Origin of the sequence: Phytohabitans aurantiacus (genome assembly GCF_027923225.1) — a bacterium.
Lineage (GTDB): Bacteria > Actinomycetota > Actinomycetes > Mycobacteriales > Micromonosporaceae > Phytohabitans > Phytohabitans aurantiacus.
Map to the genome: position 1 here is coordinate 22816 of NZ_BSDI01000031.1, position 26987 is coordinate 49802.

Annotated in this window: 21 protein-coding genes; 12 read left to right on the top strand and 9 right to left on the bottom strand. The window is 70.1% G+C overall.

What is annotated here, in order from left to right; translation table 11 throughout:
• Window positions 1-40: 40 nt before the first annotated feature.
• A complete protein-coding gene (locus QMG73_RS27425) occupies window positions 41-1369 on the bottom strand; it encodes an erythromycin esterase family protein (protein WP_281900362.1) in 1329 nt (442 codons plus the stop codon).
• A gap of 222 nt (window positions 1370-1591) precedes the next feature.
• On the opposite strand from QMG73_RS27425, the gene QMG73_RS27430 reads away from it, so the two are divergent.
• Window positions 1592-2920: a glycoside hydrolase family 1 protein gene (locus QMG73_RS27430; RefSeq protein ID WP_281900364.1), complete on the top strand. Its 1329-nt coding sequence runs from the start codon at window positions 1592-1594 to the stop codon at window positions 2918-2920.
• Here the strand turns inward: QMG73_RS27430 and QMG73_RS27435 are convergent.
• Entirely contained in the window at window positions 2804-3475 is a 672-nt protein-coding gene (locus QMG73_RS27435) for a TetR/AcrR family transcriptional regulator (protein ID WP_281900366.1), read from the bottom strand. The two genes, QMG73_RS27430 and QMG73_RS27435, sit on opposite strands and share 117 nt — an antisense overlap.
• A gap of 105 nt (window positions 3476-3580) precedes the next feature.
• Here QMG73_RS27435 and QMG73_RS27440 point away from each other — a divergent pair, with 105 nt between their 5' ends.
• Window positions 3581-4678, top strand: coding sequence for a LacI family DNA-binding transcriptional regulator (locus QMG73_RS27440; RefSeq protein ID WP_281900367.1), 1098 nt, complete (start codon window positions 3581-3583; stop codon window positions 4676-4678).
• On the opposite strand, the gene QMG73_RS27445 is transcribed toward QMG73_RS27440, so the two are convergent.
• Window positions 4579-5811 carry a lactate racemase domain-containing protein gene (locus QMG73_RS27445; protein ID WP_281900368.1) on the bottom strand — a complete coding sequence of 411 codons (1233 nt, stop codon included), beginning with the start codon at window positions 5809-5811 and terminating at the stop codon, window positions 4579-4581. The two genes, QMG73_RS27440 and QMG73_RS27445, sit on opposite strands and share 100 nt — an antisense overlap.
• 99 nt (window positions 5812-5910) lie before the next feature.
• On the opposite strand from QMG73_RS27445, the gene uxaC reads away from it, so the two are divergent.
• Genes uxaC through uidA (QMG73_RS27480) form a run of 7 tightly spaced genes read left to right on the top strand, consistent with a single transcriptional unit; the run spans window position 5911 to window position 16819 of the window.
• The gene (gene uxaC, locus QMG73_RS27450) at window positions 5911-7332 is read left to right on the top strand and encodes a glucuronate isomerase (RefSeq protein ID WP_281900370.1); all 1422 of its coding nucleotides are present in this window, start codon (window positions 5911-5913) and stop codon (window positions 7330-7332) included.
• Window positions 7329-8687, top strand: a complete 1359-nt coding sequence (locus QMG73_RS27455; protein ID WP_281900372.1) for a mannitol dehydrogenase family protein — start codon at window positions 7329-7331, stop codon at window positions 8685-8687. Before uxaC ends, QMG73_RS27455 begins: the two co-directional genes overlap by 4 nt.
• Entirely contained in the window at window positions 8684-11311 is a 2628-nt protein-coding gene (locus QMG73_RS27460; RefSeq protein WP_281900374.1) for an alpha-L-rhamnosidase, read from the top strand. Before QMG73_RS27455 ends, QMG73_RS27460 begins: the two co-directional genes overlap by 4 nt.
• The gene (locus tag QMG73_RS27465; RefSeq protein ID WP_281900375.1) at window positions 11293-12108 is read left to right on the top strand and encodes an SDR family NAD(P)-dependent oxidoreductase; all 816 of its coding nucleotides are present in this window, start codon (window positions 11293-11295) and stop codon (window positions 12106-12108) included. Before QMG73_RS27460 ends, QMG73_RS27465 begins: the two co-directional genes overlap by 19 nt.
• A gap of 14 nt (window positions 12109-12122) precedes the next feature.
• Window positions 12123-13958 carry a beta-glucuronidase gene (gene uidA / locus QMG73_RS27470; protein WP_281900377.1) on the top strand — a complete coding sequence of 612 codons (1836 nt, stop codon included), beginning with the start codon at window positions 12123-12125 and terminating at the stop codon, window positions 13956-13958.
• 57 nt (window positions 13959-14015) lie between these two features.
• A complete protein-coding gene (locus tag QMG73_RS27475; RefSeq protein ID WP_281900379.1) occupies window positions 14016-15038 on the top strand; it encodes a Gfo/Idh/MocA family protein in 1023 nt (340 codons plus the stop codon).
• A 5-nt stretch (window positions 15039-15043) separates the two neighbouring features.
• Entirely contained in the window at window positions 15044-16819 is a 1776-nt protein-coding gene (gene uidA / locus QMG73_RS27480; RefSeq protein ID WP_281900380.1) for a beta-glucuronidase, read from the top strand.
• Between the two features lie 657 nt (window positions 16820-17476).
• On the opposite strand, the gene QMG73_RS27485 is transcribed toward uidA (QMG73_RS27480), so the two are convergent.
• From QMG73_RS27485 to QMG73_RS27500, 4 genes are read right to left on the bottom strand one after another with little or no spacing between them, the layout of a single operon-like run.
• Window positions 17477-18313 (bottom strand): ATP-binding cassette domain-containing protein, encoded by an 837-nt coding sequence (locus tag QMG73_RS27485; RefSeq protein ID WP_281900382.1) that lies wholly within the window; start codon window positions 18311-18313, stop codon window positions 17477-17479.
• On the bottom strand, window positions 18310-20013 hold the full coding sequence (locus tag QMG73_RS27490) for a dipeptide/oligopeptide/nickel ABC transporter permease/ATP-binding protein (RefSeq protein WP_281900384.1): 1704 nt from the start codon (window positions 20011-20013) through the stop codon (window positions 18310-18312). Before QMG73_RS27490 ends, QMG73_RS27485 begins: the two co-directional genes overlap by 4 nt.
• Complete coding sequence (locus tag QMG73_RS27495) at window positions 20010-20951, bottom strand: ABC transporter permease (protein WP_281900386.1); 942 nt, start codon at window positions 20949-20951, stop codon at window positions 20010-20012. Before QMG73_RS27495 ends, QMG73_RS27490 begins: the two co-directional genes overlap by 4 nt.
• A gap of 17 nt (window positions 20952-20968) precedes the next feature.
• Window positions 20969-22516, bottom strand: a complete 1548-nt coding sequence (locus QMG73_RS27500; RefSeq protein WP_281900388.1) for an ABC transporter substrate-binding protein — start codon at window positions 22514-22516, stop codon at window positions 20969-20971.
• A gap of 246 nt (window positions 22517-22762) precedes the next feature.
• On the opposite strand from QMG73_RS27500, the gene QMG73_RS27505 reads away from it, so the two are divergent.
• On the top strand, window positions 22763-23806 hold the full coding sequence (locus QMG73_RS27505; RefSeq protein WP_281900390.1) for a LacI family DNA-binding transcriptional regulator: 1044 nt from the start codon (window positions 22763-22765) through the stop codon (window positions 23804-23806).
• Window positions 23807-24090: 284 nt separating this feature from the next.
• Here QMG73_RS27505 and QMG73_RS27510 read toward each other — a convergent pair whose 3' ends face one another.
• Window positions 24091-24495, bottom strand: coding sequence for a hypothetical protein (locus QMG73_RS27510; RefSeq protein ID WP_281900392.1), 405 nt, complete (start codon window positions 24493-24495; stop codon window positions 24091-24093).
• Between the two features lie 589 nt (window positions 24496-25084).
• Entirely contained in the window at window positions 25085-25777 is a 693-nt protein-coding gene (locus tag QMG73_RS27515) for a hypothetical protein (RefSeq protein WP_281900394.1), read from the bottom strand.
• A gap of 176 nt (window positions 25778-25953) precedes the next feature.
• Between QMG73_RS27515 and QMG73_RS27520 the strand changes: the two genes are divergently transcribed.
• A complete protein-coding gene (locus QMG73_RS27520; protein WP_281900396.1) occupies window positions 25954-26169 on the top strand; it encodes a hypothetical protein in 216 nt (71 codons plus the stop codon).
• Window positions 26170-26306: 137 nt separating this feature from the next.
• A complete protein-coding gene (locus QMG73_RS27525) occupies window positions 26307-26948 on the top strand; it encodes a PadR family transcriptional regulator (protein WP_281900398.1) in 642 nt (213 codons plus the stop codon).
• Window positions 26949-26987 lie beyond the last annotated feature (39 nt).

A 26987-nucleotide genomic window follows, 5' to 3' on the forward strand; every position in this document is an offset into this window, starting at 1 on the left:
CATCGACCGCTGACCCACGACAGTCCCTTGCTCCCGACGCCTACTTCGGCGCGATGAGGAGGCGGGCTGCTCGGACGTGGTGGCGGTGGATCAGGATGTCGTAAGTCTTCCCGAGCGAGATCAGTTTGTCGGACTCGGGCCAGCCTGTTCCGATCGAGCGGGTCGGCCGGGGCTCTCGCAGCCAGGCCCGTGCCTGCGCGGTGACGCCGCGCATGTCGAGCAGGTAGTCGCGCGGACGTACTTTGTCCAATGTGTACTCGTTGCTGCCGGGTGCCGCCGGGCCGACCGTGAACGTGCCCATCTGGTCGTTCTCGTCCTGTGCGTTGAAGGAGCCGCTGTCGAACGTGAAGCCGATGCTGACGTAGCGGGCGCCCATCCGGTCGCGCAGGAAGGCGCCTTGCATCCGTGGATACTGTTCAGGATCGGCCGACACGTACCCCACGTGCGCGTTGTGGGCGGAGAGCAGAATCTTCGCACCGGTCTGCTCGTGCCACCAAGCTGTGTTGTCGGCCATGACCTGGTCCCGGTAGCGCATGGCGAGCGCCACCTGCGCCGGATCGTCCAGGTCGAACGCGTACAGAGTCGCCACCTGGGCGATGGCGCGCGCGTGCTGGACCGTCCACATGTGACGCGACGTGCCGGGGCTCACGGCCGCCAGCGCGTCCAGTGCCCGCTGTGCCTTCGCCGCGGAAGCCTGCCGCTGCGCCAAAGGCCGCCCGGGATAGGTTGCCATCCAGGTCCCGGCGTCGGTCGCGGGACGCACGTCCCGGTACGCGTCCTGAAACTGCGGCAGCAGGCTGGGATGGTGTTCGCGGACGTAGCCGGTGACCCGATCGAACAGTTCCGGGCCGGCATACCCGAGGTCGTTGCCCATGAACTGTAGCCGCGGACCGTACCGGGCGTTGTAGTCGCGCATCCACGCGATGAGTTCCCGGTACTCGGTGGTGCGCCAGAACTGGTAGGCGCCCTGGAACTCCTCACGCATGATCTGGTCCGGGTCGCCCTTCCCGTACAGCACGTACTCGTTCAGCCGGATGCCTCCGCTCCAGCCGGTCTCCAACGCGAACGTGGTGAACCCCTTCTCCTCCACCAGGTAACGGAAGACCCGATGCTTCATGGTGAAGAACTCGCGGGAGTTGTGGGTGGCCTCACCGAGCCCCACCACGGTGGCGTCGCCGACCATCCCGCCCAACGGCCGCAGGTCACGCAGATCCCCGTGCGGCTCCATGCTGCGCAGCGGTCGCGCGTCCCGGCCGAGCGCGGCGACAGGATCATCCGTGTGGCCGTGCGCCGCGACCGGCTGCGCGACGACCACCGCCGCCGCCAGGCACAGCGAAGCCAAACCCAGCAACGGACGTCGTATTGACAAGGATGCCATCGATCCCCCAGATGGTGTTTCTGAAGTGGAAAACGGACATCCACCAGCGTGCCCGCGCCGGAGCGCAGGGGAAATGACACGACTACCCGTATCCGAGGTAGTGACAGCACTACCTGACGCGTCGACGAGGACGGCAACAAGCGGCAACCAGTGGACGCGGTGTTCCGGGTGCCGGTCGGATGGGTCTACCACCCACGCGACGGAGGAACACCGATGACGACGTTCCCGGACGGCTTTCTCTGGGGAGCGGCCACGGCACCGCACCAGATCGAGGGCAACAACGTCAACAGCGACTTCTGGCTCGCCGAGGGCCGGGTGCCGGGCATGGAGCGCAGCGGGGACGCCTGCGACAGCTATCACCGGTACGCCGAGGACATGCGGCTGCTGGCCGGCGCCGGGCTGAACGCCTACCGGTTCGGCATCGAGTGGGCCCGCGTCGAGCCGGAGCCGGGCATGGTCTCTCGGGCGGAGCTGGCCCACTACCGGCGCATGATCGATACGGCGCTCGAACTCGGGGTGACGCCCGTCGTCACGCTGCACCACTTCACCAACCCCCGCTGGTTCGCCGACGAGGGCGGCTGGATGGGGGAGCGGGCGGTCGACCGGTTCCGTGCCTATGTCGAGGTGGTGACCGGGATTCTCGACGGCGTGCCGTGGGTGTGCACGATGAACGAACCGAACATGCTCGCGCTGATGACCATGATGGCTCGGTTCGCCGCCGACCCGGAGCTGGCGGCGCAGTGGCAGAGCCCGACCGTCGACGAGGGCGTGCGGCCGGTACTCCCGGACCCCGACCCGCGGATCGGGCGCCGCCTGGTCGAGGCGCATCATGCCGTCCGTGACCTGGTACGGGAGCGCACCGGCGCGGCGGTCGGCTGGACCGTCGCGAGCCAGGCGCTGGTCGCGCGGCCGGGCGGCGAGGAGAAGCTGAAGGAGCTCCAGTACGTCCGGGAGGACCTGTACCTGGAGGGCGCGAAGGGCGACGACTTCGTCGGCGTGCAGTCGTACTCCAGCCAGTGGGTGAACGAGACCGGCATCGAGCCGGCCGCGCCGAGCCCGGACAACACGCTGGTCGGGACCGCGTACCGGCCGGACGCGCTCGGGATCGCGGTGCGCCACACCTGGGAGGCGACCGGTGGGATCCCGGTCCTGGTCACCGAGAACGGGATCGCGACCGGCGACGACGGCCGGCGGGTCGCGTACACGGGCGAGGCCTTGCGGCACCTGGGAGCGGCGATCGCCGACGGCGTGGACGTGCGCGGATACCTGCACTGGAGCCTGCTCGACAACTACGAGTGGGGGCACTGGGGGCCCACGTTCGGTCTGATCGCGGTCGACCGGGAGACGTTCGCGCGGACCCCGAAGCCGAGCCTGGCGTGGCTGGGGGAGGTGGCCGGCCGCAACGCGCTCGGAAGTGGGCCGGCTTCAGTTCAGGCCGCGGGCGGCGATCACCAGGGCGTCGCGGACGGTGTCGCGCAGAGCCACCGGGTCGCTGTCGGCCGGGTCGGTGCTGAACGCGTAGTGCTCCATGGCGGCCCGTAGCGCGCTGTTGATGGTGGCGGCCTGTACCCGGATGGTCAGGTCGGGGGCGGACCGGCCGGCGCGGCGGGCGAGCGCCTCGGCCAGCAGCGGCTCGGCGTCGTCCTGGGAGTGCAGCCACACCAGTCGCAGGCCGGGCTCGGTGCGGGTGAGCCGCACCAGGTCGAGGATGGCGGGGATGTCGGCGCCCATCTGGTCGGCGGCGATCGCGTCGGCGGTGTCCCGCTCCATGGTCTCGTAGAACTCGCCGATGTCGTCGCCGGGCCGCCACCGGCCCAACGCCCGCACGGTGACCCCCAGCGGCTCGGTGAGCAGCGGCAGCACGCAGCGTTCCTTGTTGGGGAAGTGGCGCCACAGGCTCCGGACGGAGATCCCGACCGCCGCGGCGATCTCCTCGGCCGAGGTGGCGGCCACGCCTTTCTCGGTGAACAACCGCACCGCCTGCCGCGCGATCTCCCGCCGGACCTCCGCCTTCTGCCGCTCGGTTATGGGGGGCCGGCCCACCTGCCGGGTCTGGCCGTCCGCACGGCCGACGACCTCATCGTGCCCGCCTGACACACGTACCTCCCGTTCACCGGCCCTGTCCGCCCCATCCTAGGCGTGCCGAGCCTCGTTTGTTGGCAATCGGTTGCCAAAAGCCGCGAGGTCGGGTTAGCTGGGGCGATGACGGACCAGTCGAACGGCGCCAGCCGGGCGCCCACCATCTACGACGTCGCCCGCGTCGCGGGGGTCGCCGCGTCGACCGTGTCCCGAACCTTCTCGCGACCCGGACGGGTACGCGCCGAGACCGCCGAGCGGATCCGGCGTGTCGCCGTGGAGCTCGGCTACCACGCCAACCCGATCGGCTGGGCGGTGCCGGCGGGCCGCACGTCGATGATGGCGCTGGTGATCTCGGATATCACCAACCCGTTCTCCAACCAGATCATCCACGGCGCGCACGCCGCCGCGGCCGAGGCCGGGTACTCGCTGCTGCTCGCCGACGCGCAGGAGTCCGTCCTGCGCGAGCGCGAGGTACTGGAACGGTCGATCTCCACCGTCGACGGCGTCGTGCTGGCGACCTCGCGGATGCCCGACGCGGCGATCCGCACGATGGCCAAGCAGCGACCGTTGATCGCGCTCAACCGGGCGATCGCGGACGTGCCGTGCATCGTCACAGACAACCCGCGCGGCATGCGCCGCGCGGTCGAGCACCTGGCCGCGCTGGGACACCAGCGCATCGCGTACGCCGCCGGGCCGGAAGCCTCGTGGGCGGACGGCGTGCGCTGGCGATCACTGCGCACCGCGGCGACGGAGATGGGCCTGCAGGCGCGCCGGATCGGCCCGCTGGAGCCGACGATCGGCGGCGGCGCGGCGGCCGCGGCGGAGCTGTCGCGGCATCCCAGCACCGCGGTGATCGCCTACAACGACCTCGTCGCGATCGGCCTGATCCAGGCGCTCGCCGCGCGCGGGGTAGCGGTGCCGCGCGACGTCAGCGTCGTCGGGTTCGACAACGTGTACGCCGGCGAGCTGGTGACGCCGGCGCTCACCACCGTGGCCGCGCCCCTGCACGCGATGGGGCTCACCGCCGTCCGCAACCTGCTCGCGGTCATTCGCGGTGCCAGGCCGCACGCCCGGGAGCCGGTGATGCTGCCGTCCCGGCTCGTCGTGCGCGCGTCGACCGCTCACCGGAGGCGGAACAGGACCTCACCGGCCTGGGGGACGACGAGCGTGTCGGGGTCGGTGGCGAAGTCGTCGAGGTTGACGGTATCCGGGTCGCGATAGGCGAGGTTGGCGCCGCGCACGACGTGTTCGGGGATGCCGGTGGCGAGGGTGACGGTGACCCGGCCGTGTTCGCCGTGCGCCGCCGACCAGGTGCCGGCGCCGCGCAGGTGGGTGGAGTGGGCCAGTACGCCCCAGTGGTGGTGGGCGAACCGGTCCCACTGGCCGAGGAAGTAGTCGCGGCAGTGGTACCCGATCTGCTCGATCTCGGGGTGCATGGCCGACAGCCGGGTGATGTGCGGGGCGTAGAGGATGACCTCGCCGCCGTCGGCGACGACCGGCTCGACCTTGTAGAAGCCTTTCGCACCGGTCCACATGTCGTCGTACTTGGTCGGGATGACCGACAGCACCCGCCGCACCGGAGTGTCCATATAGGAGACGTGCGCCTCGGCGGACACGCCGGCGCACGCCGCCCACGCCTGTTCCGGTGGGCCGAACGCGGCGGCGTGCAGCGTACCGGTGCCGGATCGGACCACCAGGCACAGCGCGAGCCGCCGGCTCGGGATCAGGGCGGCGGCTTCGTCGATGAGCGCGCGTACCGGCGTCGTGCCGCGGGTGCCGATGATGGCGGCGCTGGTGATGAGGGCGCCCAACCAGTGCGAGAAGTCGATGATCTGCTGGCCGGCGACGCCGGGGAAGAAGTACTTGTTGCCGCCGGAGAAGCCGACCACCTCGTGCGGGAAGACCGGGCCCATCACGATGCACACGTCATGCTCGACGACGGCCCGGTTGAGCACCACCTCGACGGGGCGTTTCATGCGGCCCTCGGACAGCTGCGCCACCCGGTCGGCGTCGATGAAGCCCAGCGACACCAGGGCGGCGGGATCCCACCACTCGTGGTTGCGGATCGTCCAGCCGGGGTACGGGCCGCCGAGGTGGTCGCGCAGCTGCGCCTCGCTCATCGGGGCGTGGGTGCCGAGCGCCACCAGGACGGTCACCCGTGCGGCCCGCCCGCGCAGCGCCTCGTGGGCCGCGCCCAGCAGCAGCGGCAGCGGGCAGCTGCGGGTGGCGTCCGGGACCACGAGGCACACGCTGCGCCCGTCGAGGTCGGCCGCGGCCAACCGCTCGGCGACGAAGGCGCGCACTGCCTGGTCGTCGAGGATCTGCCCGGCACCGCCAAGAACATCAACCGCCACCGTCCCACCTTGACCACAACGACGCCGTCAAGGCAAGGACCGCCGGCAACAGGTGGCAACCGCTTGGCGCCGCCTCCGCCCGGGCCAGATGCTCCGGGCATGGTGACCGCGCGAGTACCCCTGACGCCGCACCCCGACCGACTCCTGCCGGTCGGCGGCGCCGTGCGCCCGATCGCCCGCCGGCTCTACGCGGCCGTGCGTGACCTGCCGATCATCTCCCCGCACGGGCACGTCGACGCCCGGATTCTGCGCGACGACACGCCGTTCACCGACCCGACCGCGCTGTTCATCCAGCCGGACCACTACGTGACCCGGCTGCTGCACGCGGGTGGCGTGGCGCTGGACCGGCTGGGTGTCGGCGAAGGACCGTTGCCGGAGGAGCGCGCCCGCGAGGCGTGGCGGCTGTTCTGCGCCAACTGGCCGCTGTTCCGTGGCACTCCGGTGCAGTACTGGCTCGCCAGCGAGCTCGCGGGCATCTTCGGCGTCACCGACCGCCCGGACACCGCGGATCCCGACGCCCTCTACGACCAGATCGCCGCCCAGCTGTCCGATGTCCGGAACCGCCCCCGGGCGCTGCTGGACCGCTTCGGCATCACGTTCCTCGCGACCACCGACGATCCCGCCGACCCGCTCGACGCCCACGCCGCGCTCGCCGCCGACCCGTCCGTGCGGACCCGCGTGGCGCCCACGTTCCGCCCCGACCGGTACCTGGAGGTGGCCGGCGCCGGATGGGTCGACGCGGTGAAAAACCTCGGCGCGGTCGCCGGCGTCGACACCGGCCACTACGACGGGTACCTGGCCGCGCTCGAACAGCGCCGGCGGTACTTCGTCGCGCACGGTGCGGTATCCGCCGACCACGGCCACGCCGACGCGGCGGCGATCCCGCTGGAGCGCGCCGAGGCCGCCCGCCTCTACGCCCAGGCCCTCGCCGGTGAGGTCACCGCGGCGGCGGCGACCGCGTTCCGCCGCCACATGATCTTCGAGATGGCGCGGATGTCGTGCGAGGACGGCCTCGTCATGACCCTCCATCCGGGGGTGTACCGGAACCACCATCCGGCCACGCTCGCCGCGTTCGGCCCGGACACCGGCCACGACATCCCGACCACGGTGGAGTTCACCCGCGCGCTGCGGCCGTTGCTGGAACGCTTCGGCACCCACCCGAACCTGCACCTGGTGCTTTTCACCGTGGACCCGACCGTGTACGCCCGCGAGATCGGCCCCCTGGCCGGCTTCTACCCGTCGTTGTACGCCGGCGTGCCGTGGTGGTTTCTCGACAATCCGGCCGCCATCCGCCATTTCCACGAGTCGGTCACCGAGATCGCCGGGTTCGGGCGGCTGTCCGGGTTCATCGACGACACCCGCGCGTTCTGCTCCATCCCGGCCCGCCACGACATGGCCCGCCGGCTCGACGCCGGGTACCTGGCCGGGCTGGTCGCCGCGCACCGGCTCGACGAGGACGAGGCGCTGGACACCCTCACCGGCCTCGTCCGCGCACAACCACGGAAGGTGTTCAAGCTGTGAAGCCCCTGCGCCGCGCCACACCGGCGCCGCCCGTCCGCGCCATCCACCTCGGCCTCGGCAACTTCTTCCGCGCCCACCAGGCCTGGTACACCGCCGCCGCCCCGGACGCCGCACGGTGGGGCATCGCCGCGTTCACCGGGCGCTCTCCGGCGCTCGCTGACATCCTGCGCGCCCAGGACACCCTCTACACCCTCGTCGTGCGCGGGCCCGACCGCGATGAGACGGTGGTGCCCGAGTCGCTGAGCGAGGTGTACGCCGGCACCGACCACGACGCGTGGCGGCGGCTCTGGCAGCGGCCCGAGATCGCCCTCGCCACCCTGACCGTCACCGAGGCCGCCTACCGGCGTGGAGCCGACGGCGGGCTGGACGATACCGACGCCACGGTCCAGGACGACATCGCCGCCCTGCGCGCCGGCGAACCGCGGGACGTGCGGACCGTGCCGGGCCGGCTGGTCGCCGGGCTAGCGGCGCGGCGCGCGGCCGGTGGCGGCCCGGTCGCGATCGTCTCCTGCGACAACCTGCCCGACAACGCCGACGTCGCCGGCCGGGTCGTGCACGAGCTCGCCGGCCTCGCCGACCCGGCACTGGACCGGTGGATCGGCGACAACGTGTCCTTCGTGACGACCGTGGTCGACCGGATCACGCCCGCGACGTCCCCGGCCGACCTCGCCGCCGTGACACGCCTGACCGGTAACGCCGACGCCGTACCGGTCGTCACCGAGCCCTACCACGAATGGATCCTCAGTGGACACTTCCCGGCCGGCCGCCCGGCCTGGGACGCCATCGGTGCCCGGTTCGTCACCGACGTACTGCCGCACGAGCAGCGCAAGCTATGGCTGCTCAACGGCGGGCACTCGCTGCTGGCGTACTCGGGCGGCGCCCACGGCCACACCACCGTGGCGCAGGCGCTGGCCGACCCGGTGTGCCGGCGGGCCCTGGAGCGGTGGTGGGACGAGGCGGCGCGGCACCTGACGCTGCCCGCTGCCGAGATCGCGGCGTACCGCGCCGCCCTCGTGGAGCGCTGGTCCAACCCGCGCATCGAGCACCGCCTGGCGCAGATCGCCGCGGACGGCTCCCAGAAGATCCCGATCCGCATCCTGCCCGTCCTGCGCCTGTCCCGCGCCGAAGAACACCTGCCCGCCGGCGCCGTACACGTGCTGGCCGCCTGGATCGGGCACCTGCGCGGCCGGTCCACGCCGATCCGCGACGCCGGCGCGGCACCGTTCGCCGCCGCGGCCGGCTCCCCACGGGACGTACTCGCGCTGCTCGACTCCCAGCTGGCCGCCGACCGGGAGCTCGTGACCGCGCTCGACAACGAGCTGACCGCGCTCGACGGGGAGCGGGGGGCGTCGTGACGGCCGGCGCTCCCTACGATCTGCGGATCGCCAGCGGCGGCGACCAGTTCCCGGTCGCGGAGCAGCGGCCGGCGCTGTCGTGGAAGCTGCCGCACGCCTGGACCGGCCAGGACGGCTACGACCTTCGCATCCGCGTCGACGGCGTCGAGCACGCGGTGGAGAACGTCGCCTCGGGCCGGCACCTGTTCGTGGAGTGGCCGCTGCCGCCGCTGCGGAGCCGGCAGTCCGTCGACTGGTGCGTCCGGGTACGAAGCGGCGGGCGGCAGTCGGATTGGTCGCCATGGCACGCGTTCGAGGCCGGACTGCTCGACGAGGACTGGTCCGCACGGTGGATCTCCCCGCACGAGGAGGGCGGCCGCCCGGCCTATGTGCTGGCCGGACACGTGCTTCTGCGCGACGACATCGTGCGGGCACGGCTCTACGCCACCGCCCTGGGCGTCTACGAGGCGTTCGTGAACGGCACGCGGGTGGGCACGACGGAACTTTCGCCGGGGTCCACATCGTACGGCGACACGCTCTACGCACAGGCCGCCGACGTCACCGAGCTGCTCCACAGTGGAGCCAACGAGCTGGAGATCCTGCTGTCGGACGGCTGGTACCGCGGCTCCAACGGCACCTGGCGCAGGCGTGACGTGTGGGGCACCACCACCGGGGCGCGACTCCAGCTCCACGTCCTCCACGCCGACGGCATGGAAGTGGTCGCCGGCACCGGCCCAGGCTGGACCTCGCGTCCGAGTACCATCGTCGCGGCCGACCTCATGAACGGCCAGACGACCGACCTCACGGCGCCACCCGCGTCCGCGCGCCCCGTCCTCGTGGACGCCGTCACCGCCCCACCGATCAGCTGGTCACCGGCGCCGCCGGTACGGCGAATCGATCAGCTTGCCCCGCGCTCAGTGACCCGGCACGGCAGCGGCACGTGGATCGTCGACTTCGGACAGAACGCGTCCGGCTGGATCGCCCTCACCGACCTGGGACCGGCCGGCACCCGCACCGTCATCGACCACGGCGAGCACCTGGACCCGACCGGCGACCTCACGACGGCGCATCTGGACAGCCAGAAGCCGGGCGAGCCACTGATCCCGTTCGTCCAGCGCGACGAGGTCGTATCCGGCGGCCGCCCCGGCGAGGTCTTCGAGCCGCGGCACACGGTGCACGGGTTCCGGTACGCGCGGATCCGGCGCGACGGCGGCGACCTGGACCCGGCGGGCGTGCTCATGCGGGTGGTGCACACCGACCTTGAACCCACCGCCACCTTCGCCTGTAGCGACGACGACCTCAACCGCCTGCATGAGGCGGCGCGTTGGAGCTTTCGGGGCAACGCCGTCGACGTCCCGACCGACTGCCCGACGCGCGAGCGCCTCGGCTGGACGGGCGACTACCAGATCTTCGCGCCGACGGCGGCACGGCTGTACGACGTCGACGGCTTCAGCCGCAAGTGGCTGCGCTCGGTCCGCGACGACCAGCTGCCCGACGGCCGGATCGTGAACTCCTCACCGGACTCCAACCGGCTGAAGGTCCACGACGACGCGATGGTCGACGGCATCACCGGTTCCGCCGGTTGGGGCGACGCCATCGTGCTCGTGCCGTGGGTGCTCTACGAGACGTACGGGGACACGACCGCCCTTGCCGAGAACTGGCCGGCGATGCGGCGATGGGTCGAGTGGGCCCTCGCGACCGCCCGCGACGCGAGGCACCCGTCGCGCGTCGAGCGCTCGGCCGAGCCGCTCGCGCACGAGGAGTTCATCTGGGACGGATCCTTCCACTGGGGAGAGTGGCTGGAGCCGGGGAAGCGCATCGCGGACGACCCGATCGCCTGGTATATGGCCGACAAGGGCGAGGTGGGCACGGCGTACCTGTTCCGGTCGGTGCGCACGCTCGCGGCGATCGCGGACGTGCTGGGGCACACCGGTGACGCCGCCGGTTATCGCGAGACGGCGGAGAAGGTACGCGTCGCCTGGCAGCGCGAGTTCCTCGATGAGGAGGGCCGGACGAAAGCCGGCACGCAGGCCAGCTACGTGCGCGCCCTGGCGTTCGACCTGGTACCCGAGGATCTGCGCGAACGGACGGCCCGGCACCTCGCGGATCTGATCGAAGCCGCCGGCCGCCACCTCGGCACGGGGTTCCTGTCCACGGCGGACCTGTTGCCGGTCCTGGCCGACGCCGGCTACTCCGATCTCGCGTACGCCGTGCTGCTGCGGCGCTCGTCCCCGTCCTGGCTGGGCATGCTCGACCGGGGAGCGACGACCATCTGGGAAGACTGGGACGGCGTCGCCGACGACGGCACCGCCACGGCTTCCCTGAACCACTACAGCAAGGGCGCGGTCGTCCGCTTCCTGCACACCCACACCCTCGGCCTGCGGCAGGCACCGGGCTCGGTCGCGTGGACCTCCTTCGTCGTGGCTCCCGTGCTCCACGAGGCGGTCACGTGGGTCAGGGGCACGTTCGACAGTCCACAGGGGCGCATCGCTGTCGACTGGTCCATCAAGGACGGTCATTTCGACATCTCGGTCGACGTGCCCGGGGGCGCCGAAGCGCAGATCCGGTTTCCGGACGGCGGCACCGTCCGTACCGGTCCGGGTCGCTTTCACGAAAGGAGACCATCGTGTCCACTGCGGACGTAGCGAGCCACTCCCTGGCGCAGCTCGTGTCGTTGGAGGGCCGGCGCGCGGTCGTGACCGGCGGCGGTCGCGGACTCGGCAAGGCGATCGCGGCGCGGCTGGCCGAGGCGGGAGCCGACATCCTGATCGGCGACATCGACGAGCGACTCGCCGTGACCGCGGCCGAGCGCGTCGCGGAACGCCACGGCGTGCGGGCGGTCGGCGTCGCCATGGACGTCACCGATCCGGCGTCGGTCGCCGCGGCGGCCAACCGCGCGCTCGCCGACCTCGGCGGCCTGGAGATCTGGGTGAACAACGCCGGCATCTTCCCCAACGTCCCGCTGCTGGCGATGAGCGAGCAGACCTGGGACCAGGTGTTCGACGTGAACGCCCGCGGTGTCTTCCTCGGCGCGCGCGAGGCGGCACGGCGGATGGCGGCGGCCGGCACCGGTGGTGTCATCGTGAACATCGTCTCCACCGCCGGGTTCCGCGCCAGCGCGCCGGGTCTGGCCGCGTACGTCGGCTCGAAACACGCCGTCCGCGGCGTCACCCGGGAGATGGCCCTCGAACTCGCCCCGCTGGGCATCCGCGTGCTCGGCGTCGCGCCGAGCTACGTACCCACCGAGGGCAACCTGATTGCGGCCGCGGCCGCCGGCCTGCCGCTCGGCGACGCCCCGCCGACCGATCTCATGCTCAGCGGCCCGATCGGCCGCGCCGGCGTACCCGACGACATCGCCCGCGTCGTCCTGTTCTGCGCCTCCGACCTGTCCACCTTCATGACGGGCAGCACGCTGCTCGCCGACGGCGGCACCACCGCCTGAACGGAGTTCGCTCGATGTTGAAACCCCGATCCACCCCCACCCGCGAGCTGGTCAACCTCGACGGGCTGTGGCGCTTCTCGGTCGGCGGTGACCAGCCGTGGACCGGCCCGCTGGACAGCGCGCTGGAGGCGGCGGTACCCGCCAGCTACAACGACCTGTTCACCGACAGCGCGATCCGCGACCACGTCGGCTGGGCGTGGTACCAGCGCGAGGTGCGGGTGCCGCGCGGCTGGTCCAGCGAGCGGGTGATGCTGCGCGTCGACGCCGCCACCCACGAGGGCAAGGTCTACGTCGACGGCGTCCTGGTGGCCGAGCACGTCGGCGGATACACGCCATTCGAAGCCGACATCACCGCGCACGTGGGCGCGGGGCAGGAGTTCCGACTCACCATTGGCGTCAACAACGAGCTGACCAATACGACGATCCCGCCCGGCACGATCACGGTCACCCAGGACGGCCGGCGCCAGCAGACGTACCTGCACGACTTCTACAACTACGCCGGCCTGGCCCGCTCGGTGTGGCTCTACAGCCGGCCCGCCACACACGTCCAGGACGTCACGATCGTGACCGGCCTCGACGCGGGCACCGGGACGGTCGAGTACTCGGTACAGACCAGCGCGCCGGCCCCGGTACGGGTCGTCGTGCTCGACGCCACCGGTGCGTCCGTCGCGGCGGCGGACGGGACCAGCGGCACCCTGCGGATCCCCGACGTGACGCCGTGGCGGCCCGGCGCCGCCTACCTGTACGCCCTGCTCGTCGAGGTCCTCGACGGCGACCAGGTGGTCGACAGCTACACCGAGCCGTTCGGTGTGCGCTCGGTCGAGGTGCGCGGCACGGAGTTTCTCATCAACGGCGAGCCGTTCTACTTCACCGGATTCGGCAAACACGAGGACACTCCGGTGCGTGGCAAGGGCCACGACGACGCCTACCTCGTCCACGACTTCCAGCTCCTGGACTGGATCGGCGCGAACTCGTTCCGGACCTCGCACTACCCGTACGCCGAGGAGGTGATGGAGTTCGCCGACCGGCACGGCATCGTCGTCATCGACGAGACCGCGGCGGTCGGGCTCAACCTGGCGGTGGAGGGCGGGCTCACCGGCGTGCCGCCCCGCCCCACCTTCTCGCCGGAGACCTTCGGCGAGGCCACCCGGGAGGCGCACGCCGACGCGATCCGGGAGCTGATCGCGCGCGACAAGAACCACCCGAGCGTCGTGATGTGGTGCATCGCCAACGAGCCGTCGTCTCATGAGGACGGTGCCCGCGAGTACTTCGAGCCGCTGGTGGAGCTCACCCGCAAGCTCGACCCCACCCGCCCGGTGTGCTACGCGACCGTCATCTTCGCCCGGCACGAGAACGACCGCATCGCCGACCTCTTCGACGTGCTGTGCCTCAACCGCTACTACGGCTGGTACGTGGCCACCGGCGACCTCGCGACCGCGGAGGCGTACCTGGAACACGACCTGCGCGGCTGGGCCGGGAAGTACCACAAGCCGATCATGATGAGCGAGTACGGCGCCGACACCATGCCCGGGCTGCACTCGGTGTGGGACACACCGTGGACCGAGGAGTACCAGCGTGCCTACCTCGACATGAACCACCGGGTGTTCGACCGGATCGACGCCTTCGTCGGCGAGCATGTGTGGAACTTCGCCGACTTCCAGACCTCGCACGGCATCCACCGGGTCGACGGCAACAAGAAGGGTGTGTTCACCCGCGACCGCAGGCCCAAGGCCGCCGCCCACGCGCTGCGGGCGCGCTGGAAGCGACTAGGCGGCCGCAAACCGTCGAGTGATCTCCAGAGTGGACAGCTGCGAGGCGAGGAGCGAGGCCAACCGGTTCGCCCATCGTGACGACCTCACCCTCGATTCCTGGCAATCCACTGCCAACAAGCTAACAAGGGAGCTCACATGGCCGTGCGCTGGGCCGTCATCGGCACCGGAACGATCTCCCAACGATTCGTACCCGACCTGCTCTCGATGCCCGACACAGCCGTCGCCGCGGTCTTCGGTCGCAGCCGCGCCAGAGCCGACTCCTTCGCCGCCGAACACGGCATCGCGGCCGCGTTCGACGACTACGACACGCTGCTCGCCGATCCCGCCATCGACGCCGTCTACCTCGCGACGCCGTTCGCGACGCACCACCGGATGGCGCGAGCAGCACTGGAAGCCGGCAAACACGTACTCGTCGAAAAGCCCATCGCACGCACGGCCGCCGAGGTGGCCGACCTGTTCGCCCTCGCGGCCGAGCGCGGGCGGTTCCTCATGGAAGCGATGTGGATGAAGTTCAACCCCGGCTTCCGGGAGGTGCTCCGGCTGGTCGCCGAGGGGCGCATCGGCGAGCCGCGCAGCGTGCGCGCCGGCTTCGGCCTGCCGATGCCCGGCGACGGCACGGGCAGCAAGTGGGATCCGGAGCGCGGCGGCAGCACCCTGCTCGACCAGGGCATCTACCCGGTGACCCTCGCACACGCCGTATTCGGGCCACCCGAGGCCGTACACGCGGCCGGCGTGGTGCTGGCGAACGGCATCGACGTCGCCGAACACGTCACGCTCGAATACACCGGCGGCCGCTACGCGCACCTGGCCGCGTCGATGGTGGAGTTCGTGGAACCGTCCGCGGCGGTCAACGGCACACAGGGCTGGATCGGCATCCCACCGATGTTCTGGGCGACGACCTCGTACACGCTGCACGCCGGCTCGTGGCAGGCGATGTTCGGCAACCCACCACCGACGGAGCTGCCGCGGGAGGGCAACGGCTTCGTGCCGATGCTCCGCGCGGTCAGCGAGGCCATCGAGCGCGGGTGGCCACAGCACCCCGACCACGACGCCGCCGCGACCATCGAGGTCTTCCGCACCCTCGACGCGATCCGCGCGCGACTGGACGGCAACAGCCGGCAACCGCTTGCTGGCACGGACGAGCCGGAGGCCTACTGATGCCCATGCTTCGACCCCAAGACAGTCCCACCCGCGAGCGGAAGTGCCTGAACGGCCTGTGGACGTTCCGGCTGGACCCGGAGGGCGCGGGCCGTACCGCCGGCTGGTGGCGCGCCAAGCTGGACCAGGCCCGGGAGATGCCGGTGCCGGCCAGCTACAACGACATCGTGCCCGACCTCGCCGTCCGGGACCACGTCGGCGACGCCTGGTACCAGACGACGGTGCGGGTGCCGCGGCGCTGGACGGGGGAGCGGATCGTCCTGCGGTTCGACGCGGCCACGCACCGCGCGGTGGTGTGGGTCGACGACGCCGCGGTCGCCGAACACGAAGGCGGCTACACGCCCTTCGAGGTCGACATCACCGACCACGTGCGGCCGGGCGGCACGGTGCGCGTCACCGTCGTGGTCAACAACGAGCTCTCCTGGGCGTCCGTGCCGCCGGGCATCCAGCAGCAGACGGCCAACGGGCGGACCCAGAACTACTTCCACGACTTCTTCAACTACGCCGGTCTGCACCGCTCGGTCTGGCTCTACACCACGCCGCCGACCCACATCACGAGCGTCTCGGTCGACACGGGGCTCGACGGCGGCACCGGCACCGTCCGGTACGCGATCCAGCAGACGGGCAACGCCGAGCCGCGCGTGATCCTGCGCGACGCCGACGGCGTCCAGGTCGCCGAGTCCGAGGGCGCCGAGGGGACGCTGACCGTACCGGACGTGCACCCCTGGGCGCCGGGCGACGGCTACCTGTACGAGCTGGAGGCGAGCCTGCACGACGCGGACGGCAACCTCGTCGACAGCTACACCCAGCCCGTCGGCGTGCGCACGGTGCAGGTACGCGGCACCGAGTTTCTCATCAACGGCGAGCCGTTCTACTTCCGCGGCTTCGGAAAGCACGAGGACGCGCCGATCCGGGGCAAGGGCCACGACGACGCGCTCATGGTGCACGACTTCGAGCTGATGGAGTGGATCGGCGCCAACTCCTTCCGCACCGCGCACTATCCGTACGCGGAAGAGGTCCTGGACTACGCCGACCGGCACGGCATCGTCGTCATCGACGAGACCGCCGCCGTCGGCATGAACCTGCGCGTGCTGGTGACCTACGGCCGCACCGACATGCCCCCGACGTACACCGAGCAGACCATCGGGTCCGCGACCCAGCGCAACCACCTCCAGGCGGTGCGGGAGCTCATCGACCGCGACCGCAACCACCCGAGCGTCGTGATGTGGTGCGTAGCCAACGAGCCCGACGCATCCGGCCAGGAGGCCCGCGACTACTTCGCGCCGCTGTTCGCCGAGGCGCGCAAGCTCGACCCCACCCGACCGGTCGGGTTCACCAACATGATCGCGGACCGCCCGGACACGTGCGCCCTGTCCGACCTCGCGGACATCATCATGGTCAACCGGTACTACGGCTGGTACGCGCACACCGGCGACCTCGCACTGGCCGAACCCGCGCTGGAAGCCGAGCTGCGCGCCTGGGCCGACCGGCACGGCAAGCCCATCATCGTCAGCGAGTACGGCGCGGACGCCATCGCCGGCCTCCACGCCGTCGTCGACACGCCATGGTCCGAGGAGTACCAGACCCGCCTGCTGGAGATGTACCACCGCGTTTTCGACCGGGTCGACGCCGTCGTCGGCGAACACATCTGGAACTTCGCCGACTTCGCCACCCAAACGGCGATCATCCGCGTCGACGGCAACAAGAAGGGCGTCTTCACCCGCGACCGCCGCCCCAAGGCCGCCGCCCACGCCATCCGCCGCCGCTGGCGGAAAATCTAATCCGAGCACCGAGCTACCGCGACGCCCGCCGCGCGCAAGACCGCTGCTCCCGCGGCCTCACCCTCCGCGGCCCCACAACCCACCCCGTCGCCAGGTGTCGCGACCTGCTTTGCTCTGCTTCCGTATAGGAAGCGGTCGGCGTCCGGATAGCGGACGCGAGGTGTTTCCTCCGCGGAAGCAGAGCAAAGCAACGCGCGACCTCACTCCGCTCCGCGCGCTGCTCGCGCCGCGGCGACGCTTGGTGTGGATCGTGGCGATGTCGATGTCCATTCCGCCGCCGCCGCGCGCCGAATGTGCTGTTGGTCGTGGAGTCGCGGAGGGTGAGGCCGCGGGAGCAGCGGTCATGCGCGCGGCGGACGTCGCGGTAGCTCAGATCCCGGGTCTGGTGTTGACCTTGCCCCAGCCTCGTCGATCAAGAAGCCCTTGCCCCGCAGGCGGGTGAAAGGGGGCAAGCCAGCCCGCGCCGGTCCTTCCCCCGGCGCTGCCGCGCGCCCGTGACGGCATGTCGCCTCGCCACGCCCCTTCCGCCGATCAAGGGCGAACGCACGCGGTTGGATCTCATTTCCGCGTGCTTTTGCCCTTGATCGATCCGATTGCCCTTGATCGGCGCGGCCCGGCCGGCCCGGCGCGGCCCGGTCGGCGCGGGGTGGGGCGGGGTCAGGTTGTTGGGTGGGGGGTGAGTTGGCGGCGTGCTTCGCGGCGCTTGCGCTGCTCGATCGGGTCGGCGACCGGTGCGGCGAGCAGGAGCCTGCGGGTGTAGGGGTGCTCGGGGGTGCTCGTGACCGTGGCCGCGGGGCCGGTCTCGACGAGTTCGCCGCGATACAGCACCGCGACGCGGTGGCTGATGTGCCGCACCACCGCGAGGTCGTGCGAGATGAACAGGTAGGCGGCGCCGGTGCGGCGCTGGATGTCGATGAACAGGTCCAGCACGCGCGCCTGGGTCGACAGGTCGAGCGCCGAGACGGGTTCGTCGCAGACGATGAGCTTGGGCTCGGGGGCGATCGCGCGGGCGATGGCGATGCGCTGCCGCTGCCCGCCGGAGAACTCGCGCGGGAGGCGGTCGGCCGCGTCGGACGGGAGCCCGACCTGGTCCAGCAGGGTGCGGACCCGGGTGCGGGCCTCCCTGGCGGTCGCGCCCTGGACCACGAGCGGTTCGGTGAGGATGTCGCCGATGGTCATGGACGGGTTCAGCGAGCTGTACGGGTCCTGGAAGACGACCTGGATGTCCTTGGCGAGCGCGCGGCGCTGGCGCGCGCCCAGCCCGCCGATCTCGCGCCCCTCGAAGCGGACGCTGCCGCCGCTGGCCCGCACCAGGCCGAGCACGGTGCGGCCGATCGTGGTCTTGCCCGAGCCGGACTCGCCGACGAGGCCGAGGGTCTCGCCGGCGCCGACCTGGAGCGAGACGCCGTGTAGCACCTCCAGCGGGCGGGCGCGGAATCCGCGGGGACGGAACGCGACCCGAAGGTCGGTGATGTCGAGCAGCGGCCCGGTCATCGGCTCGCCTCTCTGATCGGGGCGGTGTGGTCGAGGATCGAGTCCAGGAGCATCCGCGTGTACTCGTGCCGCGGACCGCGCAGGACCTCCAGCACGTCGCCCGACTCGACGATCTGGCCGCGTTCCATTACCGCGATGCGCTCGCAGATGTCCGCGACGACGCCGAAGTTGTGCGTGACGAGCAGCACCGCCATGTTCAGCTCGGCCTGCAGGTCGCGGAGCAGGTCGAGGATCTCGGCCTGGACGGTCACGTCGAGGGCCGTGGTGGGTTCGTCGGCGATCAGCAGCTTGGGGCGGCTCGCGACGGCGCCGGCGATCAGCACGCGCTGTGCCATGCCGCCGGAGAGCTGATGCGGGTACGAGTCGAAGGTCCGCTCGGGATCGGCGATGCCGCAACGCTCGAGCAGCGCGAGGACGCGGGTCTTCGCCTCGCTTTTCGAGATGCCCAGGGCCGACCGCACGCCCTCGACGAGTTGCGCTCCGACCGTGTAGGAAGGGTCCAGGTTGGACATTGGTTCCTGCGGGACGTACGCGATCTGCTTGCCGCGCAGCGGTCGCATCTCACTGTCGGAGAGCCCGATCAGCTCCCGCCCCTCGAACACGATGGAGCCGCGGGTGACGACCGCCTCGTCGGGCAGCACGCCGAGCACCGCGAACGCGGTCTGCGTCTTGCCCGACCCCGATTCGCCGACGAGCCCCACCGTCTGTCCACGGTGGATCGCGAGCGTCGCCCCGCGTACCACCTCGCGCGGTTGCCCGCCGGGCCCGGGATACGCGATCGTGAGGTCGCGGATCTCCAGCAGCGCCTCCGGGTCGGCGGCCGCTGGCGGTTGTGGCGTCACCTCGGCGCGCTGCCCCTGGCCGACCTTCGCCGGCTGGGGCCGCGAACCCGCGAGGGTGTCGCGCAAGGCGTTGCCCAGCAGCACGAGCGAGGCCGTGATGAGCCCGAGAAGCAGGCTGGGCCAGAGGAACTGCGTCGGCGCGACGTAGAGGTTCCGGAAGCCGGACGAGATCATGTCGCCGAAGCTGGGTATCTCCTTCGACCCGACGCCGAGGAAGGCGAGCCCGGACTGGGTGGCGATCGACGCGCCCATCATGAACGCCGCGGCGATGATGATGGGGCCGCGCACCACCGACAGCACGTGGCGGCCGAGGATGCGCGCGTTGCCCAGGCCCGATACGCGGGCCGCGTCGACGTAGAGCTCGTTCTTCACACCGAGGACGAGGTTGCGCACGATGCGGTAGATGCCCGGCGACAGCAACACCCCGAAGATCAGCATCGTGTACCGGTAGTCGCCGCCGGTCACCGGCATCAGGAGGATGAGCAGCAACAGGCCCGGGAACGTCATCACGAGGTTGAACGCCCACTCGGCTATCGCCCGGGTGCGGGCGCCGAAGTAGCCGCCCACGAGTCCGGCGGACACCCCCACGGCGAGGGCGACCCCGGTGCCGATCAGCGCGGAGACCGCGCTGGTGTTGATGGAGTGCAGGAGCCGGGAGAGGATGTCGCGTCCGCTCTCGTCGGCCCCGAGGAGGTATCCGGGTGTGCCGGCCGGAGCGTTGACCATGCTGAGGTCGGACTCGTTGGGGCCGTGCTGCGCGAGGAGCGGCGTCGACAGTCCCGCCGCGAAGATGAGTATGAGGATGGAGCCGGTGACCGCGGCCTGCGGGTCGCGTAGCAGCTTGCGCCAAGTGCTCAATGGACTCTCGCCTTCGGGTTGAGCCAGCCGTTGGCCAGGTCGGTGCCGAGGTTGACGACGGTCACCAGCAGCACACCGAAGATCGTGATGCCCATGATGACGGGGATGTCGCCCTGTAGGGAGGCGTTGAACGCGTAGCTGCCGTAGCCGGGGAGCGCGAAGACGTTCTCGATGATGAGCGCGCTGCCGAACATCTGGATGAACTCCAGCGACAGCACCGTGAGCGCGGGGCTCGCGGCGTTGCGCAGGGCGTGCCTGACCACGATCGACGTGGTGGAGATGCCGCGGGTGCGCAGGGTGCGTACGTAGTCGCGGCGCAGCTCGTCGATCATGCGGCCGCGTACCTGCGCCGCCATGTTCGCCACGCCGCCGATGACCAGTACGACCACCGGGATCGCGATGCTGCGCAGCCATGCTCCCGGGTTCTCGGCGAGCGGCGTGTACCCGGTCGCCGGCAGCAGTTTGGCCCGTACCGCCAAGACGTAGACCAGTGCGATCGCGAGCAGCAGGCCCGGAACGATGTAGCCCACGAGCGACAGGCCCTGCGCGACGCGGTCGGCGATGCCGCCGCGCGAGGCGGCCCACACACCGAGGAACGTGCTCAGCAACACCGTGATGATCAGGGCGGGGACGATGATGGACAGGGTCACGCCGAGCCGCTGGAGCACCGACGAGGCGACCGGGAGCGAGGTGTAGACCGAGCTGCCGAGGTCACCACGGAACAGGTGCAGCAGCCAGTCGCCGTACTGGACCAGTACCGGCCGGTCGTAGCCGAGCTGCTTGGTCATGGCGTCGACCGACTCGGGCGTCGCCGACTGGCCGAGGATGGTCCTGACGACATCCTGGAACGACAGGCTCAGCATCAGGAAGGTGATGAGCGTGACCAGTAGCGCCAGGACCAGGCCGGCGGCGAGCCTGCGGGAGATGTAGGCAAGCATTGTCGCTCCCGATCGCGCTAGGCGAGGCCGAACAGTCTCGCGGTCGACGGGGCCTTGCCGTCGTCGAGCATCGTGATTCCCTTGGCGGTCGCCCAGGTTCCGCCGGTGAAGACGATCGGCGCCTCGAACGCCTGCTTGACGGCGTACTCGTTGAGCTGCTTGTACGCGGGCAGCGCCTTGTCGAAGTCGACCGTGGTGTTGATGGTCCCGAAGAGGCCGTCGGTGGTGGCGTCCTTGTAGTGACGCGGGTTCGCGAAGCCGTCGGGTCCGAAGTGGAGGTTGGCGTCGCCGGGATCGGAGTTGAACCCGGTGATCTGGAACGAGAGCGGGTAGTCGCCGGACAGGTGAGCCGTCTGCGCCTGCTGGGGCGGCACCGACACCCACTCCAGACCCAGGCCGATGTCCTTGAACGCTTGCGAGATGCTCGCCTCGAAAGACGTCGACAGGAACGTGCTCGGGATCTTGAATGTCGTGCCCGCGTATCCGGCCTCCCGGACCAGTTCCTTGCCACGGGCGGCGTCGTGCGGGTACGTGCTGTCGAGCGACGCGTCGTAGACCTTCCCGTACGGGCTGAAGATCTGGTTCGTCACCTTGCCGTTGCCCTGCAGGAGGCCCTTCAGGATGCCCTCACGGTCGATGGCGTAGTTGATCGCCTGGCGCACCCGCACGTCACCGAGCGCCGGCCACTTCTCGCCCTTGCGGTCGAGGATGTCGACGTACATGACCGCCTGCGCCTCGATCCTGGTGGTGGAGAAGGCGTTCTTGTCCAGGCGCCCGAGAAGCTGAGCCTGTACCGTCCCGGCGTTGATCTCGCCGGCCTGGAGCGCGTTGAACGACGCGGTCGGGTCCTGCAGCACGCGCACGGTGAGGGTCGTGAACGGATACGCGCTCGCGTTCCAGTAGTCGTTGCGCTTCTTCAGCACGTACTTGGACCCGGGCACGGTCGCGGCGGTGTCCAGTGTGTACGGTCCGGAGCCGATCGGATCGGTCGCGGTGCGCTTGTCGGCCAGCGTGTCCGGGTCGCCGATCGCGCCCGCGCCGAGGGTCAGGTTCGGCACGAACTGCGGGTCGAAGCGGGTGAACTCGACCAGCACCGTGCTGTCGTCGACGGCCGTCACAGACTTCACCGCCGAGTACTTGATCTTCAAGACGCCGGGGGTGGTCATCGTGCGCCGCATCGTCGCCTCGACGGCCTTCGCGGTCACGGGGCGGCCGTTGCTGAAGGTCATGCCCTTGCGGAGCTTGAGGGTCAGCTGGGTGCCGTCCTCGTTGTACTCCCAGCTCTCCGCCGCGTTGGGCTTGAGCTCGCCGGTCTTGTTCTCCTTGTACAGGAGCGTGTCGAAGACCGACCCCCACACGAACATCTGCTGGCCGTCCGCGAGTTGAGCCGGATCGAGCGAGTTCGGGGGAGTGACGACGGCGAGCGCGAGGTTGTGCGCGGCGGCGGCGGTGGGCTCCTGGGCGTCGGACGAGCACGCGGTGAGCGCCAGGGCGGTGGCGGTGGCCGTCGCGGCGAGGAAGGCGACCGAGCGGAGCGCCCGGCCGCGCGTAGCGGTAGATGACATCGAGACTCCCTTGGCTGGACACGGGCCATCAAGGCAATCGGTTGCCATGCGACCCGATTACCCAGCTGAGGTCCCGCTTGTTTCCCCCGTGTTGCCGCAAGCTCAGCATGTCGTGACGTTCCTGTCAACCGGTTGCCATAATCAGGCACGGTGTTGCCGAGACGAGTTCAGGGCCGTTTTGCCAACCGGTTGCCATTCCGGGCGCGGCCCGCCACCATGGAGCCCACAGCGCATCGAGGGAGAGCGGTGAACCAGGAGCAGCCCGGCCCGGCGCGACGCGGACATGGCAACCGGAAACCAGCGGCCACGATCTATGACATCGCCCGGCACCTCGGCCTGAGCCCGTCGACGGTCTCGCGTGCCCTCAACAAACCGGGGCGGGTCAACGCCAAGACCGAACAGCGCATCCGGGAAGCCGCGGCCGCGCTCAACTACCGGACCAACCCGATGGCGCGAGCCCTGCCCACCGGCCGCACCAACACCCTCGGCCTGATCCTCACCGACATCACCAACCCGGTGTACTTCACGCTCGTACGCGGTGCGGAGCGGGTCGCCGCCGCGGCCGGCTACACGCTCGTCATCGCCGAGTCGCAGGAGTCCGGCGAGCTCGAGGCGGAGAGCGCGGAGCGGTTGCTCCAATCCGTCGACGGATTGGTCCTGGTCGCCTCCCGCCTCGACGACGCGTCGATAGGGGCGCTCGCGGAACGCAAGCCCCTCGTCCTGATCAACCGCGTGGTCGACGGCGTGCCCGGCGTGGTTCCCGATGTCGTGCCCGGCATCCGCGACGCGCTCGACCACCTCGCCGTACTGGGCCACACGTCACTCGCGTACCTGTCCGGGCCGAGCGTGTCATGGATGAGCCGGGTGCGCTGGGAGACCCTGCTCGACGAGGCGCCACGCCGCGGCATGACGATCGTCGAAATCGGTCCCGGCGCGCCAACCCTCGATGGGGGACAGGAGGGATTCCGGCGGGTGCGGGCGTCCGGCGTCAGCGCGGTGGTGGCCTACAACGACCTGATGGCGATCGGCCTGCTCCGCGCCTGCCGCTGCGCGGGCGTCGACGTGCCGTCGCAGCTGAGCATCGTCGGCTTCGACGACATCTTCGGCTCCGACTTCACCTCACCGCCGATCACGACGATCCGCACGCCGCTCGATCTCGCCGGTGAGGAGGCGGTGCACCAGATCGTCGCGGCCCTCAGCGAGGGCGACGTCCCGGAGCCGCGGCGTGTCAGCGCCCAGTTCGTGCGGCGCGAGTCGACGGCGGCGCCCGGCCGGCCCCTGGTCGTATGAGACAAGGCGCGTGCGCTGTTCGTTTATCCGGGCCGGGCTTCTCGACCCGGCCGTCCTCAGCGAGGGCCGCGAGCGGCAGCCGTTGACCTGTGACCCGCAGCTTGTACACGCTCGCGCCAGCGGACGGGCTCGACTCGGTTGCCGCCTGCCGATCGGGTCGATGGGGCGGTCGAGCCGAGGCTGGTTGTCGTCTGGGTCTGCCGCTGGCCGGCCATGCCCTTAGCTCGCCTCACGGTCACGCGGACCGATCCGGTGTGGGTCGGTCCGCGCGGTAGTTCGGTGTGTCAGTCGCCCTGCTGGCTCTCGCAGCTGATGGTGGCGGGAACGGTAACGGTCGTGCCGGCGGTGCTTACGGTCACCTGGGCGATGCCCTTGAGGCCACCGGTTGCGGTGTTGACGTTGTGCAGGTGGACGGTGCCGTTCCCGCTGCTGTCGGTAACGAAGGTCGCCGAACCGGAGAGTGCACCGGTGGTGTCGGCGGTGTAGGTTGCTCCGGCGAGACCAGCAGCGACAGTGACCAGGACGTCGGCCCCGTGGTCATCGCAGTAGTTTCCGAGGTACTGCTCTGCGGTGATCGTGCCGATCGGCGACGTCACGGTGTCTGCCAACGCGGCCGCCGGCGCGGCGAGAACGGCGACCATGGACGCGGCACCGGCGAGGATGCCCGCAGCCCTCTTGTACTTGAACATGATGGTGTTCCTCCCATGAACGAACGGCTGTGTCCACAATGGTCGTTAATGGATCTTGCGTGGAATGGTACGAAGGGGCTCCTGCTCGCCGCAATGATTCGTAGGGGGCATGTGAGAATGCGCATTCGAAGCAACCATTTCGCCTAGTCGAAACGCTGGCAGGGAAGGCGCTCCTGCTCCGCCACCGCGACTTCCCCGGCATCGCGCCGCCGTTCTGGACGCTGTCCAGTGTGGACGCTGCCTTGGACCCCCGTGTTCTCGACGACCCTGGGATTGGCGGGCGTCGGGGCGACCGGACTTCAGCTGACGGCCATCTGGGCCGGCTGGCCGCGGGTTGAGTCGACCCCGGAAGGAGTCCGGGTACAGGCCCCGCTCGGCGTGCTCGCCATGCCGTGGCGGGTTTCCCTGGCAGGCGTCCCGCGCGCGCACACGCTGGCACTGAGCCCCACCCTCAGCAACCGGGAGTTGCCCGCCGGCCGCTCCATCCCGCCGAAGGACTATCACAGCGCCCAAGGTCAAGCGGTTCCGCGAGTTGATCGCCGAGGAGGCCGAGCGGGCGGTCTTCGACGGCTGCTCGCATTTGAGGTCGTTACTGTGCCGTCAACGGTTGCCATAGATGACGGCGTTTCCAGTTTTCCGTGCCCGCGAGGAACTCCTGCAGGAACCGCGTTGCCTCGACAATGTCACGGGTGTGAGTGTGGAAGTGTCTGTCGGCGGATCCTTCACGGTATTCCAAGACGTACGTTCCAGCCGGGGCGCCAACCTGGTCTCCGTAGCCGACCTGGGCATACCATTCGTCGGCGCGCTGGAGGATCGCGAAGTGGTTGTCGCTGCCGAGCTTGCCGATGGTCCACTCGACGCGCCGCTGGTCCGGATCGGGCACGGTTGGCAGCGTCGCGGACGTCAAAGTGAACTCGGGAACGTGGCCAGCGGCGTTCGGGTCGAGGATGTGGTAGCCGGGCTCGTAGCAGACCAGGCCGTGGTCGGCTGCCAGGCACCGGACGGCGGCGGCTACCTCGTCGGCTCGGGACCACACGCACGACAATGCCAGCAGTGAATCAGATGTTTGCGGCGTGACACTCCAGACGCCGGCGTCGATGTCGTCATCACTGAGTGACTCCAGCGCGGGGAAGCGTTCCAGGAGGGCGTCACGCATGAGCGGTACGGCAGGATGCGGCGGGAAGACGTCTGTGTCGCCCTCGGCCCACCGCTCAAGCTTCGTCCGCGCGAGCTCTGCCGTGATCGCCGCGGGCTCGTGCCAAACATAGAGGTCGAAACTCATCGAGAGCCCCTCATCTGTGTGAAGCATGGCGAGACGTGCTCCTGGTTGACTGAGCGAGGCTACCGCGACCGGGATGGGCTGTCGCACTGTTCAGCCACCTGGCTTTGGGGCCCCCACCAGCACCGCTTGTAGGTCAGTGCTGACACCACCCGGACCAGGAGGGCACCCTAGTGTTGGTGGGAGTTGACACCACCCTGGCGGGCGCGCAAGCGGAGCTCGTAGTGCAGGCCAAGTGGCGGGAGCACCCCAATCGGGACGCCCCCGAGCACGTCCGCGATCAGGCCGAACTGTGGGTGGGACACGCACGCACCGAACTGGAGTGGGCGAAGAGCCTGAGCAAACGACTGTCTGAGGGCGCCTACACCATGGCCGATGATCCGGGTTCGTGGTGAACGGTCCCCGGACACCTCAAGATGCCCGTCTAATCAACCTTGACTAGACGTTTCCTCCTCGCGTACTCTGGCCGAGTAGTCAAACTGGACTAGTCTCTACCAATCCGTTCGCGACACCGAGAGAAGGAATCGAACCCATGGGAGAGTTCGCGATCGAGACGAGAGGGTTGAGCGGAGGTGGGCGCGTGTCGGCGACGAAGCTCCTGGTACTCGGTATCGTGCACCTCTCCGGCGGCGCGCATGGCTACCAGGTGCGGTCCGAACTGCAGAGCTGGGGTGCGGAGATTTGGGCCAAGATCAAGCCCGGCTCGATTTATCACGCGCTGAAGAAGGCGGCGGCTGATGGCCTCCTCACCGAACACGCCGAGCCGGGCAACTCTGGGCCGGAGCGCGTTTTGTACCGCGCGACAGCTCGGGGACGTGACGAGATAGTCGAACTGGTCCGCGACGGTCTGCGGCGCACCCATGACCCCACCATGCTCGACGCGGCCATCGCCATGTTGCCCATGCTGACCAGGACAGATGCTATCGCGCAGGTTAACGAGCGGGTCGCGCGCCTGGAAGCGGAGCTCGTAGAGCAGGCCAAGGGGTGGGAGAACCCGAACCCCGACATTCCCGAACACGTCCGCGATCAGGCCGAACTGTGGGCGGGACACGCACGCACCGAACTGGAGTGGGCGAAGAGCCTGAGCAAACGACTGTCTGAGGGCGCCTACACCATGGCCGATGATCCGGGTTCGTGGCGAACGGCCCCCGGTCACCTCAAGATGCCCGTCTAATCAACCTTGACTAGACGTTTCCTCCTCGTGCACTCTGGC

Excerpts from the sequence above, each read along its gene's own strand:
- QMG73_RS27430 (WP_281900364.1), top strand. The coding sequence starts at position 1,592 with ATGACGACGTTCCCGGACGGCTTTCTCTGGGGAGCGGCCACGGCACCG.
- QMG73_RS27525 (WP_281900398.1), top strand. The coding sequence starts at position 26,307 with ATGGGAGAGTTCGCGATCGAGACGAGAGGGTTGAGCGGAGGTGGGCGC.
- QMG73_RS27485 (WP_281900382.1), bottom strand. The coding sequence starts at position 18,313 with ATGACCGGGCCGCTGCTCGACATCACCGACCTTCGGGTCGCGTTCCGT.
- QMG73_RS27500 (WP_281900388.1), bottom strand. The coding sequence starts at position 22,516 with ATGTCATCTACCGCTACGCGCGGCCGGGCGCTCCGCTCGGTCGCCTTC.
- uxaC (WP_281900370.1), top strand. The coding sequence starts at position 5,911 with ATGGTGACCGCGCGAGTACCCCTGACGCCGCACCCCGACCGACTCCTG.
- uidA (WP_281900380.1), top strand. The coding sequence starts at position 15,044 with ATGCTTCGACCCCAAGACAGTCCCACCCGCGAGCGGAAGTGCCTGAAC.
- QMG73_RS27515 (WP_281900394.1), bottom strand. The coding sequence starts at position 25,777 with ATGAGTTTCGACCTCTATGTTTGGCACGAGCCCGCGGCGATCACGGCA.
- QMG73_RS27495 (WP_281900386.1), bottom strand. The coding sequence starts at position 20,951 with ATGCTTGCCTACATCTCCCGCAGGCTCGCCGCCGGCCTGGTCCTGGCG.
- QMG73_RS27475 (WP_281900379.1), top strand. The coding sequence starts at position 14,016 with ATGGCCGTGCGCTGGGCCGTCATCGGCACCGGAACGATCTCCCAACGA.
- uidA (WP_281900377.1), top strand. The coding sequence starts at position 12,123 with ATGTTGAAACCCCGATCCACCCCCACCCGCGAGCTGGTCAACCTCGAC.
- QMG73_RS27440 (WP_281900367.1), top strand. The coding sequence starts at position 3,581 with ATGACGGACCAGTCGAACGGCGCCAGCCGGGCGCCCACCATCTACGAC.
- QMG73_RS27510 (WP_281900392.1), bottom strand. The coding sequence starts at position 24,495 with ATGTTCAAGTACAAGAGGGCTGCGGGCATCCTCGCCGGTGCCGCGTCC.